This window comes from Nocardia asiatica NBRC 100129 (assembly GCF_000308415.1).
GTDB classification, from domain to species: Bacteria; Actinomycetota; Actinomycetes; order Mycobacteriales; family Mycobacteriaceae; genus Nocardia; species Nocardia asiatica.
In genome coordinates, this window is the sequence record NZ_BAFS01000472.1 from 1 (window position 1) to 14,302 (window position 14,302).

Annotated in this window: 15 protein-coding genes; 8 read left to right on the top strand and 7 right to left on the bottom strand. The window is 70.1% G+C overall.

Translation table 11 applies throughout. The features are described from left to right. The 4 genes from ON27_RS38035 to ON27_RS38050 all read right to left on the bottom strand — a co-directional run. On the bottom strand, positions 1–1,690 hold a 1,690-nt coding region (locus ON27_RS38035), incomplete at its 3' end, for an ATP-binding protein (RefSeq protein WP_051047514.1). A gap of 73 nt (positions 1,691–1,763) precedes the next feature. Then, a complete protein-coding gene (locus ON27_RS38040; protein ID WP_043738836.1) occupies positions 1,764–2,993 on the bottom strand; it encodes a bifunctional 3,4-dihydroxy-2-butanone-4-phosphate synthase/GTP cyclohydrolase II in 1,230 nt (409 codons plus the stop codon). 60 nt (positions 2,994–3,053) lie between these two features. Beyond that, positions 3,054–3,629: a PadR family transcriptional regulator gene (locus tag ON27_RS38045; RefSeq protein WP_043738774.1), complete on the bottom strand. Its 576-nt coding sequence runs from the start codon at positions 3,627–3,629 to the stop codon at positions 3,054–3,056. Between the two features lie 38 nt (positions 3,630–3,667). Beyond that, positions 3,668–4,510, bottom strand: a complete 843-nt coding sequence (locus ON27_RS38050; RefSeq protein WP_043738776.1) for an IclR family transcriptional regulator — start codon at positions 4,508–4,510, stop codon at positions 3,668–3,670. 225 nt (positions 4,511–4,735) lie between these two features. Between ON27_RS38050 and ON27_RS38055 the strand changes: the two genes are divergently transcribed. The 6 genes from ON27_RS38055 to ON27_RS40975 all read left to right on the top strand — a co-directional run bounded on the left by ON27_RS38055 (position 4,736) and on the right by ON27_RS40975 (position 9,003). Next, the gene (locus tag ON27_RS38055) at positions 4,736–5,242 is read left to right on the top strand and encodes a flavin reductase family protein (protein ID WP_051047515.1); all 507 of its coding nucleotides are present in this window, start codon (positions 4,736–4,738) and stop codon (positions 5,240–5,242) included. A 93-nt stretch (positions 5,243–5,335) separates the two neighbouring features. Then, positions 5,336–6,478: a 3-ketosteroid-9-alpha-monooxygenase, oxygenase component gene (locus ON27_RS38060; RefSeq protein WP_043738840.1), complete on the top strand. Its 1,143-nt coding sequence runs from the start codon at positions 5,336–5,338 to the stop codon at positions 6,476–6,478. Positions 6,479–6,484: 6 nt separating this feature from the next. After that, complete coding sequence (locus ON27_RS38065) at positions 6,485–6,712, top strand: hypothetical protein (protein ID WP_043738777.1); 228 nt, start codon at positions 6,485–6,487, stop codon at positions 6,710–6,712. 68 nt (positions 6,713–6,780) lie between these two features. Next, a complete protein-coding gene (locus ON27_RS38070) occupies positions 6,781–7,845 on the top strand; it encodes a 2Fe-2S iron-sulfur cluster-binding protein (RefSeq protein WP_425295234.1) in 1,065 nt (354 codons plus the stop codon). Positions 7,846–7,860: 15 nt separating this feature from the next. After that, the gene (locus ON27_RS38075) at positions 7,861–8,748 is read left to right on the top strand and encodes a VOC family protein (RefSeq protein ID WP_043738779.1); all 888 of its coding nucleotides are present in this window, start codon (positions 7,861–7,863) and stop codon (positions 8,746–8,748) included. 108 nt (positions 8,749–8,856) lie between these two features. Then, positions 8,857–9,003, top strand: coding sequence for a DUF1059 domain-containing protein (locus tag ON27_RS40975; RefSeq protein ID WP_063711458.1), 147 nt, complete (start codon positions 8,857–8,859; stop codon positions 9,001–9,003). A gap of 167 nt (positions 9,004–9,170) precedes the next feature. On the opposite strand, the gene ON27_RS38080 is transcribed toward ON27_RS40975, so the two are convergent. Then, complete coding sequence (locus ON27_RS38080; RefSeq protein WP_051047516.1) at positions 9,171–9,422, bottom strand: DUF2630 family protein; 252 nt, start codon at positions 9,420–9,422, stop codon at positions 9,171–9,173. 263 nt (positions 9,423–9,685) lie between these two features. After that, entirely contained in the window at positions 9,686–10,282 is a 597-nt protein-coding gene (locus ON27_RS38085; RefSeq protein WP_043738781.1) for a TetR/AcrR family transcriptional regulator, read from the bottom strand. Between the two features lie 65 nt (positions 10,283–10,347). Here ON27_RS38085 and ON27_RS38090 point away from each other — a divergent pair, with 65 nt between their 5' ends. Beyond that, positions 10,348–11,646 (top strand): YhgE/Pip domain-containing protein, encoded by a 1,299-nt coding sequence (locus tag ON27_RS38090; RefSeq protein ID WP_051047517.1) that lies wholly within the window; start codon positions 10,348–10,350, stop codon positions 11,644–11,646. 56 nt (positions 11,647–11,702) lie between these two features. Here the strand turns inward: ON27_RS38090 and ON27_RS38095 are convergent, their stop codons facing one another. After that, positions 11,703–13,934, bottom strand: a complete 2,232-nt coding sequence (locus tag ON27_RS38095; protein ID WP_043738783.1) for a glycoside hydrolase family 3 C-terminal domain-containing protein — start codon at positions 13,932–13,934, stop codon at positions 11,703–11,705. Between the two features lie 13 nt (positions 13,935–13,947). On the opposite strand from ON27_RS38095, the gene ON27_RS43750 reads away from it, so the two are divergent. Further along, positions 13,948–14,253, top strand: a complete 306-nt coding sequence (locus ON27_RS43750) for a hypothetical protein (protein WP_157227931.1) — start codon at positions 13,948–13,950, stop codon at positions 14,251–14,253. The last annotated feature ends 49 nt before the right edge of the window (positions 14,254–14,302 follow it).

Consider the following 14,302-nt stretch of genomic DNA (forward strand, 5'->3'; position numbering starts at 1 on the left):
GGCCCATCGACCACTGCGCCAGCCCGCCGAGCAGGTGCGGGCCCCGTTCGGCGGCCACCGCCAGCAGCCGCTCGGCGAAGCCGGTCGCGCGCGGGTCGCCGAGCACCAGCGCGCACACGAAGGCGAAGGCGAGGCTGTCCATTTCCATCGCGTGGTGGCCGCACTCCGCGGCCAGGTGGGTCGCCGTCTCGGCCGACTCGAGCGCGCGAGCGGTGTCGCCGTCGTTGAAGGCCAGCAGCGCCGAGTCCAGCATCGCCTCGGCGAGAATGTCCGGAGCGTTCAATTTCCTTGCCAGCGTGACGCATTCGTCCACCAGCTGGCGGGCGGACCCGCGATCGGACAGCAGTGCCGCCAGCGAGGCGGCCGCGGACAGCGCGCGGGCCCGCGGCTGGGCCGGTTCGCCGGACTTGGACAGCGCGTCGGTCAGCCAGCGATAGCCCTCGGTGAGGAAGCGATTGTGCTCCCAGAACGGTCGCAGCGCCGCGGCCATCTCCAGCGCCCACTCGGGCCTGCTCGCCAAGCCGCACTGCAGCGCCGCGCGCAGGTTCGCGTGCTCGCGGTTGAGTTCGCGGAACCAGTCCACGTCGTCGGAGCTCCAGTACGCGGTCCGGCCGCGCAGCGCCAGCCTGCGGTAGTGCTCCAGGTGGCGCGTCCGGGCCGCGGGTTCGCCGCCTCGGTCGACCAGCCGGTCGTGGGCGAACTGCCGGATCGGCTCCAGCATCGCGTACCGGCCGACCTCGCCGTCGTAGCGCAAACTCAGCACCGATTTGTCGACCAGGCCGGTGAGCGCGTCGAAAAGCGCGCGCTGACCGGCCTCCGCCGCGCACACCGCCTCCGCCGCTTCGATGTCGAAACCGCCGGCGAACACCGACAGCTGCTCCCACAACCGCTGTTCGGCGGGAGCGCACAGGTCGTAACTCCAGCGGATCGCCCCCTCGATGGTCTGCTGTCGTTGCGGCGCCAGGCGCGGTCCGGCGCTGAGCAGGCCCATGGTGTCGTCGAGCCGGGCCAGGATCTGTTCGGGGGTGAAGATGCGAAACCGCAACGCGGCCAGTTCCAATGCCAACGGGATGCCGTCGAGCCGACGGCAGATCGCCGTCAGCGCGCCGCGGTTCGCGGCCGTGGCCGCGAAACTGGGGTTGGCGGCCGCGGCCCGCTCGGCGAGCAGTCGCATCGCGTCGCTCTCGGCGGTCTCGTCGTCCGGTAGCGGCAGGGGTGCGACGGGCATGACCTGTTCGCCCTGCACCCCCAGCACCTCCCGGCTGGTCGCCAGCACCCGAACGTCGGCGGTGGCGGTCACCACCTCGCCGACGAGCTCCGCGCAGGCATGGATCAGGTGCTCGCAGTTGTCCAGGATCAACAGCAACCGTTTGTCCGCGAGGAACTCGGTCAGGCGCGGCAGCGGCGCCGCCGTGTCGTCGCGCAGCGCCAGCACCTCCGCGACGGTCACGGTCACCAGGTCGGGATCGTGCACGTCGGCCAGCTCCACCAGCCACACGCCATCCGGGAAGGCGCGCGCGACCGCGACGCCGACCTGGCGGGACAGTCGCGTCTTGCCGACGCCGCCCGGCCCGAGCAGGGTCAGCACCCGTGTCGTGGGCAGCAGCCGCTTCGCGGCGGCGAGTTCCTCCCGGCGCCCGACGAAGCTGGTGACCTCGGCAGGGAGATTGCCGATTGGACGCCGCGCCATGGGTGTCAACCCTAGGTACCGCGCGTGGCGCGCAGGAGCGTTCTGGGCGAATTCGACACCGAACCGCCGCTGATCATCGGGCGGCGACCGCGGCGTCGATCCCGCTCAACTGATGGCGCATGCGGTCCCGCTTGGCCCGCAGATAGCGCACGTTGTGCTCGGTGGGTCTGGTCTGCAAGGGTATTCGCCGCTGGACGGCGATGCCGTACTCGGTCAGCCCGGCTTGCTTGGCCGGGTTGTTGCTGAGCAAACGGACCGACCGCACGCCCAGATCGGCCAGGATCCGCGCGGCGGCGTCGTAGCGGCGGGCATCGACCGGCAGCCCCAGTCGCAGGTTCGCGTCGACCGTGTCGGCGCCTTGGTCTTGCAGCTCGTAGGCGCGCAGCTTGTTCAGCAGACCGACGCCGCGTCCCTCCTGCCCGCGCAGGTACACCACGACGCCGCGGCCCTCGGCGGCCACAGCTCGCAGGGCGGCGTCCAACTGCTCGCCGCAGTCGCAGCGCAGTGAGCCGAACGCGTCGCCGGTGAGGCATTCCGAGTGGATACGGGTGAGCACGTCCTCGTCGCCGGGCGCGCCGAACACCAGCGCCAGGTGCTCGGCGTCGGTGGTCTCGTCCCGGTAGCCGATCACCCGGAAGTCGCCGAAACGGGTGGGCAGGCGGGTCTCGACGATCCGGGCGACGCCCGACTCGATCCGGTGGCGGTAGCCGATCAGATCGGCGATGGAGATGATGGGGATGCCGTGCACCCGGGCCATGGTCAGCAGTTCGGGCAGCCGAGCCATCGACCCGTCGTCGCGGACCACCTCGGCGATCACGCCTGCCGGGCGCAGACCCGCCAGTCGCACCAGGTCGACCGCGGCTTCGGTGTGGCCCGGCCGACCCAGAACGCCCGCCGGATGGGCCCGGAGCGGGAACACGTGCCCGGGGCGAGTGAGATCCGCCGCCGTGGTGGCGGGATCGGCCAGCAGGCGCATGGTGCGCGCCCGGTCGGCGGCCGAGATACCGGTATCGATGCCCCCCGCGGCGTCGACGGAGACCGTGTACGCGGTGCCCTTCGGATCCTGGTTCACCGCCGTCATCGGCGGCAGGTCCAGCCGGTCCAGATCGCCGCCCGCCATCGGAACGCACAGGACGCCGCTGGTGTGCCGCACCAGGAACCCGATGTTCGCCGCGGTCGCCTTCTCCGCGGCGAGCACCAGATCGCCTTCGTTCTCGCGGTCCTCGTCGTCCACCACGAGCACCATGCCCCCGCTCGCGATCGCCGCCACCGCGGCAGGCACCGAGTCCAGTTCACCGGTCATGTCCGCCACCTCCATATGCCTGATCGAAATATGGCGGGGCCGGAACTACCAGGCGGCGTCTCACTCAGTGAGGCGATCGATGTCCGCGAGCAACTCCCGGGCGAGATCGCGCTCGGCCTCGTAGTGCCGCACACACCAGCGCAGCACCAGTTCCGGATAGGCCCAGTCCGGATTGGCCTCGGCGCCCTCGGCGTCGGCCTCGGCGCGCCTGCGCATCCGCTCGGCGTAAGAGATGTGCTCGGTGAGGATCTCGCGCATCCGGTCGGGCTCGGCGAGGTTGCCGAGCCACGCTCGCAGCATCACGCTGTGCTTGAGCACCGGCGCCTCGACCGGCGCGTGGTTGACCCAGTTCGCGGCGGCGGCACGGCCTTCCGGCGTGATGGCGTACATCCGCTTGCCGCGCACGCCGTCCTCCTGCGCGACGGTGCGGGAGGTGGCGTAGCCGTGCTTCTCCAGCCGTTTGAGTTCGGCGTAGATCTGGCTGAACGACGGACTCCAGTAGAAGAACTGGAGACTCCAGTCGGCCCACTTCTTCAGGTCGTAGCCGGAGAGTTCCTCGGCGTGCGAGAGCATTCCGAGCACGGCCCACGCGGTGGTCGGCAGATCGGGCACCGCGGGTGTGAGGCCATCGGTCATCGTCGGACTGTACCGCCCGGACATCTGCGGATTCCGGACTAGCGCCAGCGCGCCCGGCGGGCGAACAGCGTCCGGCCTGCCTCGTGGGAGATCTCCAGCAGCACTCGCGCCAGCTTGTCGAAACTCATCGCTTCCGCCCGCCCGGACAGCGACAGGGCCGCGGGTGCGGTGCCACGGCCGCGCAACGGCGCCGCGACGCAGGCGATTCCGTCCATCGACTCCTCGCGGTCCAGCGCCACGCCCTGCCGCAGCCGGATCTGGGCCAGGGTGCGATGCAGCGCGCCGGGCTCGGTGATCGTGTGCGCGGTCAGTCGCGGCAGGGGGGTGCGGAACGCGGCTTCGGCGATGCTCGGCTCCAAACCGGCCAGCATCGCCTTGCCGAGCGCGGTGCAGTGCGCGGGCATGCGGCCGCCGAGCCGGGTGGGCAGCATCGCCGCCAAGCGTCCACCGGCTTTGTCCAGGTAGACGACTTCGCGTCCGTCGAGCACCGCCAGATGCCCGACCATGCCGGTGCGCTGACACAGCTCGTGCAGCAGCGGGCTGACCGCGTCGCGGATCTCGTTGTGATCGGCGGTGAGCCCGCCCAGCTCCAACGTGCGCATGCCGAGCCGGTACCCGCCGGAGGCGTGGGCCAGCCAGCGCAGCCGGATCATCTGATCGAGGATCCGATGGACGGTGGAGCGCGGCAGCCCGGTGCGCTCCACCAGTCCGAGCAGCGTCAACGACGGGGTCGCGGCGTCGAACGCGTCCAGGATGAGGGTCATCCGCTCGATCATCGACACCGGCACGTCGGCGGAGCCGGGTCCGTCCGCCGGGGGCCGGCCGCGGTGCGGGACGCGGCCGGTGCTCGGCTGCGGGTCGGGCAGCAGGGTGACGGTCATCTGAACCTCCGTCGGTCGGATTCGGTCGAGGTCGACCAGGCATCGGGTGCTAGATCGCTTGTGTCTCCCATCACACTGACGGGTTCGGGACCGGGCCGAATCGGGAGAACTACGTAGCTTCCACGGATCTCTATCTCGGTGACCGGACATCGTTCTTGACGCTCGCCGTGCGGTGCCTGCTGTCATAGCTGTCAGGTATATGCCTGACAGAAAGAGGAAGGCCAGATGGAACCGGTGCTCGAGATGGACGGATCGCCGCTGGACCCGCGCGACTTCAAGGCGGTACTCGGCCGCTTCTGCACGGGCGTCACGGTGATCACGGCGCGATCCGAGAACGGGCCGGTCGGTTTCACCTGCCAGTCGTTCTCGGCGCTGTCGCTGGAGCCGCCCGCGGTCTGCTTCTGCCCCGCCCGTACGTCCACCTCCTGGCCGCGCATCCGGACGGCGGGCCGGTTCTGCGTCAACATCCTGGCGCACGACCAGCAGGAGATCTGCAAGCAGCTGGCGCGCAGCGGCACGGACAAGTTCGCGGGTGTCGACTGGGCGCCCTCCCCGAACGGCTCGCCCAGGCTGGCCGGAACCATGGCGTGGCTCGACTGCGAGCTGGAGCGGGAGGTCGACGGTGGTGACCACACCATCGTGATCGCGCGCGTCACCGCACTGTCGGAACATCGGGAGGTCCCGCCCCTGCTGTTCTACCGCTCCGCGTTCGGGCGGCTCGATTCGGCCTGAACGTCGCCCGGCCAGTGGGACTGCGCATTTCCGCAACGGCAAGACGAACCGAAGTATCGAGGCGACAAACGTGCGCGAATTGTGGAGGAACCGATGACTACCGACCCCGAGATTCGAGTGATCGATGCGGGCGCTCCGCCGGCCCGGTACGCGCGCGGCTGGCACTGCCTGGGGCTGGCGGCGGACTTCCGGGACGGGAAGCCGCACACCGTAGAGATCTTCGGCACCGAACTGGTGGTCTTCGCAGGCTCCGGCGGCGAACTCTCCGTGCTGGACGCCTACTGCAGGCACATGGGCGGAAACCTGGGCGACGGCCGGATCGAAGGGGACTCGATCGCCTGCCCGTTCCACGACTGGCGTTGGGGCGGCAACGGCCGCTGCACCGGCATCCCCTACGGCCGCCGCGTGCCGCCCCGGGCGCGGACCCGCTCGTGGCCGACGTTGGAACAGAACAAGCAACTGTTCGTATGGAACGACCCGGAAGGCAATCCGCCGCCCGAGCAGGTCAGCATCCCGCGCATCGAGGGCGCGTTCAGCGACGAGTGGACCGACTGGACCTGGAACACCATGGCGATCGACGGCGCCAACTGCCGTGAGGTGGTCGACAACGTGGTGGACATGGCGCATTTCTTCTACGTGCACTTCGGGTTCCCCACCTACTTCAAGAACGTCTTCGAAGGCCACGTCGCCAGTCAGTACATGACGTCGGTCTCCCGCGAGGACATGCTGGGGGAGACCGCGAAGGCGCTGGGCGGCAAGAACGTGCTGCATTCGGACGCTTCCTACTACGGCCCGTCCTACATGATCGATCACCTCCGCAGCGAGAGCGCGGGCCTGACGGTCGAGGGCATCCTCATCAACTGCCACTACCCGGTGTCACCCACGAAATTCGTGCTGCAGTACGGAGCGATCGTGAAGAAGCCGCACGGCGTGCCGCCGGAGCAGGCCGAGGAGATCGCGGCGAAATTCGCCAGCGGTCTGGGGCGCGGCTTCGAGCAGGACGCCGCGATCTGGCAGCGCAAGACCCGCATCGACAATCCGCTGCTGTGCGAGGAGGACGGGCCCGTCTACCAGCTGCGACGCTGGTACGAGCAGTTCTACACCGACGTGGCCGACATCGACCCGAAGATGACCGACCGCTTCGAATTCGAAGTCGACACCACCCGGGCGGTCACCGCGTGGGAGGCGGAGGTCGCCGAGAATCTCGCCGCGCGCCGCGCCGCCGCCGGAGCCTGAGCGGTCATGGCACCGATCACCTGCCATACCTGCGAGGCCCGCGTGCTGGCGGAGAAGTTCAGCCCGCAGCACACCAGCGTGCAATGGACCGGCGTCGCGGTGGCGGCCTGCGCCGAATTCGCCGGAGCGGACAGTGCACGGACGCGGACCTGCGCCGCGCTGCGCGACAGCATCGACGCCGCCGTCGCGGACGGCTCGCTCGCGGTCAGCACGCGCGACGGAGACGTGCCGTGAGCGCGCGGCACGCGACAGCCCCGCACGAGCGGAGAGACACGACAGTGGATCGCGTGGAAGCGGCGGCACTGCCGCCTACCGGCCTTCCCGCCGGGCCGCCGGGCCGACCGGGCGAAATCCTGAGCCTGCGCGTGCGGCGGGTGATCGGGGAAACCGACGACGCGGTGTCGCTCGAGCTGGATCTCGCGGCCGAGCACTCGATGTCGATCGGCTATCGCCCCGGCCAGTTCCTCACCCTGCGCATACCGAGCGAGCTGACAGGCTCGGTGAGCCGCTGCTATTCCCTGTCCAGTGCGCCGCACGAGGATGGGCCGCTGAAGGTCACGGTCAAGCGGACACCCGAGGGCTACGGATCGAACTGGTTGTGCGACAACGCCGTCGCCGGGACGGTCCTCGACGCGCTGCCACCCGCCGGCGTCTTCACCCCGGCCTCGCTCGACGACGATCTGCTGCTGTTCGCGGCGGGCAGTGGGATCACCCCGGTGCTGTCGATCCTGAAATCGGTGCTGGCGGGCGGGTCGGGTCATTGCACCCTGATCTACGCCAACCGCGACGAGCGGTCGGTGATCTTCGCCGCCGAACTCGCCGATCTCACGGCCCGGCACCCAGACCGCCTGCGCGTAGTGCACTGGCTGGAGACCCTGCAAGGGCTGCCGGCCCGCGCGCAGCTGGCGGCGCTGGCCGCACCGTGGGCGGATCGCGAGGCGTTCGTCTGTGGCCCGGGTCCGTTCATGGACGCCGTCTGCGCCGCCCTCACCGGGCTGGGCGCCGACCGCAAGCGAGTGCACGTCGAGAAATTCGTGTCGCTGAACGGCAACCCGTTCCGGACCGATACCTCCGAGCTGACCGATTCGGCCGACAGCGCGGCGGTCGAAGTCGAACTCGACGGCGAGACGCGCGTCCTGCTCTGGCCGCGCGAGCAGGTGTTGCTCGACGTGCTGCTGGTCAACGGGCTGGCCGCGCCCTACTCCTGCCGCGAGGGCGCTTGCAGCGCCTGCACCTGCCGGGTCGTCTCGGGACAGGTCCGGATGCGGCACAACGAAGTTCTCGACGACGCCGACCTGACCGAGGGTTACGTGCTGGCCTGCCAGGCGGTCCCGGTCACCGACACGGTGCGCGTCACCTATTCCTGAGGAGTACGAACAACCATGGCTGACATCGCCGCGCTCGGCTACCTCCGAGTCGCCATCGCCGACGTGGACGCCTGGCGGGCGTTCGCTTTCGACGTTCTGGGTTTCGCGCAGGGCACCGGCCCGAATCCCGGCAGCGTGTACCTGCGGATGGACGAGCACGCCTACCGCTTCGAACTCGTTCCGGCCGAACGCGATCGAGTGCTCGCCGTCGGCTGGGAGGTCCGCGACTATCGCGCACTCGTCCGGGTACGGGAAACGCTGGAACAGGCGGGCGTAGCGGTCACACCGCTCGCTCAGGAGCAGGTCGACGCGCTGCGCGTGGAAGAAGCTTTCACTTTCACCGATCCCGCCGGGTTCACCGTGGAGGTCTTCCACGGGCCCGTGCTCGAGCACAGCCCGGTCGTCACCGCGCACGGGCACCGTTTCGTCACCGAGGGGCTCGGGCTCGGCCATGTCGTGCTGCCGGTGCCGGACCTCGCGGAGGCGAACCGTTTCTACTGCGAGGTTCTCGGGTTTCTGCCCCGCGGTTCGTTCCGGGTGCCGACTCCGCCCGGCGTCGGGCCGGTGCGCGTGCGATTCCTGGGTGTCAACCAGCGCCACCACAGCCTCGCCCTGATTCCCGGCACCCGCTCCGACGGTCCCGGCCTGGTGCACGTCATGGTCGAGGTGGCCGAACTCGACGCCGTGGGCCGGGCGCTCGACCGCGTCGTGCGCGCGGGCTATCCGTTGTCCTCGACCCTCGGCCGGCACACCAACGACAAGATGATCTCCTTCTACGTCCGCACTCCCGGTGGCTGGGATCTGGAATTCGGCACCGAGGGCGCGCTGGTCGACGAGTCCACCTACAGCGCCGAAGAGATCACCGCCGACAGCTACTGGGGCCACGAATGGTCGCGCGGTTGATCCGGCGCCCGGAGCCTGCTTGCGCACGGAGTTCGCCCGAGAGCCGCTCTGCGCCAGCCCGATTCCGGCGCTGCGCCTAGACTGACGGTTCGAGGAGGAAGGACGCTGATGAAGCGGAGACTGAACTGCCCCTGCGGGGAGTCGATCGTCGGAACCGACGAGGACGATCTCGTGGCGAAGACCCAAGCCCATCTGGCCGAGAAGCATCCCGGTCACGACTACTCACGCGACGAGATCCTGTTCATCGCGTACTGACCGACGGATCCGGCCCGAGGACCCGTGCCCGCCGCTCGGTCCGGACGGGTGCTCGAGAGGCGTCGGCCTCGGTTACGACAGGCTCCGGTGCCCCGCATCCGCACCGGCGATCCGTGCCGTGGCCTGCGAGAAACCACCACGGTGCCCGCCGCTCGCGAAGGCGTGCATCAACGCCCGTTCCCGCGCGGTCGAGCGGTGCGGCGAAACGGAATCTCGCCGTAGTCGATGCCCATCCTGGCTCTACGGCGCGCTCGGAGGCGGCGGAGCAGATCCCAATGCCGGTCGAGTTCCTGCTCGATGCGGTGCAGCTCGCGCAGGTCTTCGTTCGTGACATCACGTCCGATCAGGGACCGCTCGAAGACGTGCTCCTCGTCGGCGAGCCGGTTGATCCGCGCGAGAATCTCCCGTTCCTCGTCCAAGTCTCCTCCTAAGTGCACACCCGGCGTCGGCTTCCGCAGCGCCGGACGGGACGTCCGGTCCGCGAATCCGCGATCGGCGCAGACAGTCGAACCCGGCTCCGGCAAGCTCCGTCGGTCCTTTCATCACCCTCGCAGACACGCCGGGCGCTGCGCGTGCACCCGGCAGGACGAACTCGGCCCGGCCGCCTCGGCCTGAGAGACCCACACCGGCACTCGCCCGGAAACGACGAGCGCCCGCACCCACCGGGCGGTCACCCGATGGATCACCGCGGGCGCAGGCCGTCGATCATGTGCGTGATGGTCTCGTCCAGAAGTTCCTCGGCGGTCTCCGCCGCGATCACGCCGGAGCCGACGAAGGTGGCAAGGCCCTGCAGCGTGGCGACCGCGGAGAGCGCGATGCGGCGCGGGTCGCCCTCGATCACCTCCCCGAGTCGCTGCGCTTCGGCGATCAGCGCGACGGGAGTCGCGAACGCGGCGTCCACCACCTGGGACATCGCGTCACCGGCCGCCGGGCTGTGCCTGCGCGCGAACATCAGCGCGACCAGCGCCGGGTTGTCGGTGGCGAACCGGAGATAGGTTCGGGCCAGGGCGCGGACGTGCCCGTCGATCGAGCCGGCGGCCGCGGTCTGCGCCAGGGCGGCGGCCAGGCGCTCGAATCCGGATACCGCGATGGCGTCCAGCAGCGCCTGCTTGTCCTTGAAGTGCCGGGTGGGGGCGGCGTGGCTGACTCCGACGTCACGCGCCAGGCGACGCAGTGACAACCCGTCGACGCCGGATTCGCGCAGGGTCGCCTCGGCCCGCTGCAACAACTCGGCGCGCAGGTCGCCGTGGTGATAGGACCGGCTTCGGGTGATCGGCATGGTGTTCGCAGAATAACAAAATGTAGGCATTGCCTACTTTGTAGGCACTGACTACATTGGCTCGCATGACGGTTCGGACCTTCACCGCCCCGATCGCAGTGCTGACGGTCTTCGCGGCACTGCTCGCCACCATGTATCTCGGCTACGCGGGCAACACCGAAAGGAATCTGCACGACTTCCCGGTGGCCCTGGTGAACCAGGACGTCGGCGACACCCTCGACGGCAAGCCCGCGAACATCGGCGCCCAGGTCGCCGACGCGCTGGTCGCCGGCATCCCGGCGGAGAAGATCGACCTGCGCGTCGTCGGTATCGCCGAGGCGCGCGAGCAGTTGCGGCACGGCGAGGTCTACGGCGCCATCGTCATCCCGTCCGATTTCACCAAGCGGCTGGCGATCCTGGGCGCGGCCGCGGTGATTCCCGGGGAGATCGAGCGGCCGGTGATCACCGTCCACACCAATCCCCGGATCGGCCCTTACACCACCGGCATCATGCAGCGCATCGCGGATCGCGCGTTGCGCCAAGTGGACGAAACGGTCGGCAAGAACCTGACCGACCAGGTGAACGCCGCCCTCGCCGCGGGTCCCGGCGCGCCTGTCGAACTCAGCGGCGCCGCCCGCCTGATGCTCGCCGACCCCGTGCAGATCGTCACCGCGCCGTACCGCCCGATGGACGACGGCGCCGGGCAGGGTCTCGTCGCGTTCTTCTACACCCTGATCCTGCTGCTGGCCGGATTCACCGGCGCGATGATCATCAACACGCTCATCGATTCGGTCCTCGGTTTCACGCCTACCGAGTACGGGCCGTGGTTCGTCCATCCGCCGGCCACCGGGATCTCCCGCTTCCGGACCCTGTTGCTGAAGTGGGTGGTCCTCGTCACCGCTGCGCCGATCCTGTCCGGGACATTCCTCGCCGTGGCGGCGGCGCTGGGCGTTCCGCTGGGCAGCCCGCTGCTGTTGTGGCTGTACGGAACCCTGGCCATCGCCGCCGTCGGAGTCACCGCGCTCGCCGTGCTGGCCGCCTTCGGCACCGCCGGATTGCTGATCAACCTGATCGTGTTCGTGGTACTCGGTCTGCCGTCCTCGGCCGCCACGGTGCCACTGGAAGCGACACCCGCGTATATCGCGCATCTGGCCGCTTTCGAACCGATGCACCAGATCTACCTGGCCGTGCGCGCCATCCTGTTCTTCGACGCGCGCGTCGAAGCCGGTTTCGGTTCCGGGCTGTGGATGACGTTGCTCGGCCTGGGAATCGGTCTGCTCCTCGGCGTCACGGCCACCTGTGCCTACGACCGCCGCGGGCTGCACCGGGCCACAGCGCCCGCCGGCGGCACACCGGTCACCGGTGTGCCCGCCGTCGCCCGATGAGCGCCGACTCGGTGATGCCGTTTCGAATCGCGGCCGGTGTGCCGGGGGATCGGCGCTCAGTCCTCGGCGGCGGCCAGCAGCGCGTCCAGTTTTCCGGGGTCCACGCCGAAACCGATGAGGCGGTTCAGCGGGATGGAGGCGATCATCCGCATCATGTCCACGCCGAGCGCCGTGGCGTCGCCCATGCTCTCGGACATGCCGCCGAACACCTCGGCCAGTGCGGCCGCCGCGGTCGGGTCGGCCAGCGCCTCACCGAGAGTCGACTCCGCCGTGATCGGGATCCGCAGCTCGTCTCCGGTGATGTCGATCCGCCCGGTGACGCGCAGATCCCGGCTCGAGGCGCCCGCCCAAACCTGATAGGCACCGCCCTCCACGACCCAGCGGTCGACGCGCGTCTCCCAGTAGGCCAGATCGTCGCGGGACAGCAGGATCGAGACCTCCTCGGCGGCACCGGGTTCCAGGTCGGCGGTGACCGCGACGCCCTTCAGCTCGCGGACCGGACGCGCGACGGCGGAGCCGGGCACCGCCGTGTAGACCTGCACCACCTCGCGGCCCCCACGGGCACCCGTGTTGGTGATCGTGAGGCGCACCGTGACCCCTGCCGCGTCCGCGGTGAGCGCCAGATCGGTGTAGTCGAACGTGGTGTAGGACAGGCCGTGCCCGAACGGGAAGGTCACCTCCACCTCCCGGCTGTCGTACCAGCGGTAGCCCACGTACAAGCCTTCGCCGTAGCGCACGTGGGAGTTCTCCCCGGGGAAATTCAAGTAGGCGGGGGTGTCCTGCAGCCGTACCGGCACCGTTTCCGCGAGACGCCCCGACGGATTCACCACACCGAACAGCACGTCGGCGAGCGCGCCGCCGCCGGCTTGCCCGAGCAGGCCGCCGTCCAGGATCGCGGCGGCCCGCGCGGCCACCGGGGCCAGCCGCACCACTCCGCCGTGCGCGAGCACGACCACGGTGTCCGGTTGGACCCGGACCACCGCGTCCAGCAGATCCAGCTGATCGGCGGGCAGTTCGAGGTGTTCCCGGTCGAATCCCTCGGATTCCTGGCTGGCGGCCAGGCCGAGGAAGACAATGGCGACATCCGCGTTCTGGGCGGCGGCGACGGCTTCGGCGCGCAGCGCGTCGTGGTCCGCCTCCGTGTCGCTGGTGGTGAAACCCCGGGTGTAGGAGACGGTTTCGGCGCCGGCCAGCGCGCGAATCTCCGTGAGCGGCACATCGAGCCGGGTGGGGGTGACGTGGGAGCTGCCGCCGCCCTGATACCGCGGTTCCACCGCGAATTCGCCGATCACCGCGAGCGAGCGACCCGGGGTCAGCGGCAGCAGGTCGCGGTCGTTCCGCAAGAGGACGACGCAGCGCGCGGCTACCTCGCGGGCCAGCCGATGGTGGTCGCCGGTGGCGCCGGGGGCGTCGCCGAGTTCGCGTCCGGCCACCACCCTCGCCGCCAGTCGCGCCACGTTCCGCGCGGCGCGGTCGACGTCCGCCGGGTCGAGCGTGCCCGCGGCCATGGCCGCCACCACCTGTGCGTCGGAGACGCCGCTGCCGCCGGGCATCTCCAGATCCAGCCCGGCGGTCACGGAGGCGGGCCGGTCGGCCACCGCTCCCCAGTCGGAGACCACCGCGCCGTCGAATGCCCATTCGCCGCGCAGGACCTCGGTGAGCAGCCAGCGATTCTGCGCGGCGTGCACACCGTTGATCCGGTTGTAGGAGCACATCACCGTCCACGGCCGCGCGGTGCGCACGATGTGGGCGAATGCGCGCAGGTAGATCTCCCGCAGCGGGCGCGGATCGATGTCGGAGCTCGAACGCATCCGGTCGTGCTCGGCGTTGTTGGCGGCGAAATGCTTCAACGCGGCGCCCACTCCGGTGCTCTGCATGCCCGTCACCCATGCCGCGCCGAGCAGGCCGGTGAGCAGCGGATCCTCCGAGTAGTACTCGAAATTGCGCCCGCCGCGCGGATCCCGCTTGATATTGACGCCCGGCCCCAGCAGCACGTCGACGCCCAGCCCGCGGGCTTCCCGGCCGAGCGCTTCGCCCACCCGCCGCACCGACTCGGCGTCCCAGCTCTGCGCGAGCCCGACCGCGGGCGGGAAGCAGGTGGCGGGCAGGCTCTCGGCGAGCCCGAGGTGGTCGGTGGCGCCCGCCTGCCTGCGCACGCCGTGCGGGCCGTCGGTCATGGCGATCGAGGCGACCGGGCCGAGGGCCTTCGTGGTCCAGAAGTCGGCGCCGCTGCCGAGCGCCGCGCGGTCCTGCGGCGACAGGTCGGTGAGGTCGGGCTCGGTCGTCATAGCAGCTCCTCGGGTGGAAACCGGTCTACGCCCGATTCTCCGCCGAGGCCACCCGTCCGGAACATCCCGCCCACGACTACTTCCGCGACCGCTACCGCGACGCCCTCGCCCGCGCCGTCGCCTGCTTCGCGACTCCGGCCGTCTGCCCGCCGACCTCGACCCGGACCGCTTCGCCGTCATCGCCGTCGCCCTGCTCGACGGCCCGCAGACGCAGTGGTTGTACGACCCGGCCGTGGACATGGCCGAGCACGTGGTCTACCTGTGGGAGCTGATCGAACGCCGCGGCGAGGGATCCGAACGATCGCGCCCGCCCCGGTAGTATCGGGATTAGCGGTTTCGCGTCGGCCGTGCCGTATTCGGCCGGGCGG

Excerpts from the sequence above, each read along its gene's own strand:
- ON27_RS38040 (WP_043738836.1), bottom strand. The coding sequence starts at position 2,993 with ATGACCGGTGAACTGGACTCGGTGCCTGCCGCGGTGGCGGCGATCGCG.
- ON27_RS38045 (WP_043738774.1), bottom strand. The coding sequence starts at position 3,629 with ATGACCGATGGCCTCACACCCGCGGTGCCCGATCTGCCGACCACCGCG.
- ON27_RS38050 (WP_043738776.1), bottom strand. The coding sequence starts at position 4,510 with ATGACCGTCACCCTGCTGCCCGACCCGCAGCCGAGCACCGGCCGCGTC.
- ON27_RS38055 (WP_051047515.1), top strand. The coding sequence starts at position 4,736 with ATGGAACCGGTGCTCGAGATGGACGGATCGCCGCTGGACCCGCGCGAC.
- ON27_RS38060 (WP_043738840.1), top strand. The coding sequence starts at position 5,336 with ATGACTACCGACCCCGAGATTCGAGTGATCGATGCGGGCGCTCCGCCG.
- ON27_RS38065 (WP_043738777.1), top strand. The coding sequence starts at position 6,485 with ATGGCACCGATCACCTGCCATACCTGCGAGGCCCGCGTGCTGGCGGAG.
- ON27_RS38075 (WP_043738779.1), top strand. The coding sequence starts at position 7,861 with ATGGCTGACATCGCCGCGCTCGGCTACCTCCGAGTCGCCATCGCCGAC.
- ON27_RS40975 (WP_063711458.1), top strand. The coding sequence starts at position 8,857 with ATGAAGCGGAGACTGAACTGCCCCTGCGGGGAGTCGATCGTCGGAACC.
- ON27_RS38085 (WP_043738781.1), bottom strand. The coding sequence starts at position 10,282 with ATGCCGATCACCCGAAGCCGGTCCTATCACCACGGCGACCTGCGCGCC.
- ON27_RS38090 (WP_051047517.1), top strand. The coding sequence starts at position 10,348 with ATGACGGTTCGGACCTTCACCGCCCCGATCGCAGTGCTGACGGTCTTC.
- ON27_RS38095 (WP_043738783.1), bottom strand. The coding sequence starts at position 13,934 with ATGACGACCGAGCCCGACCTCACCGACCTGTCGCCGCAGGACCGCGCG.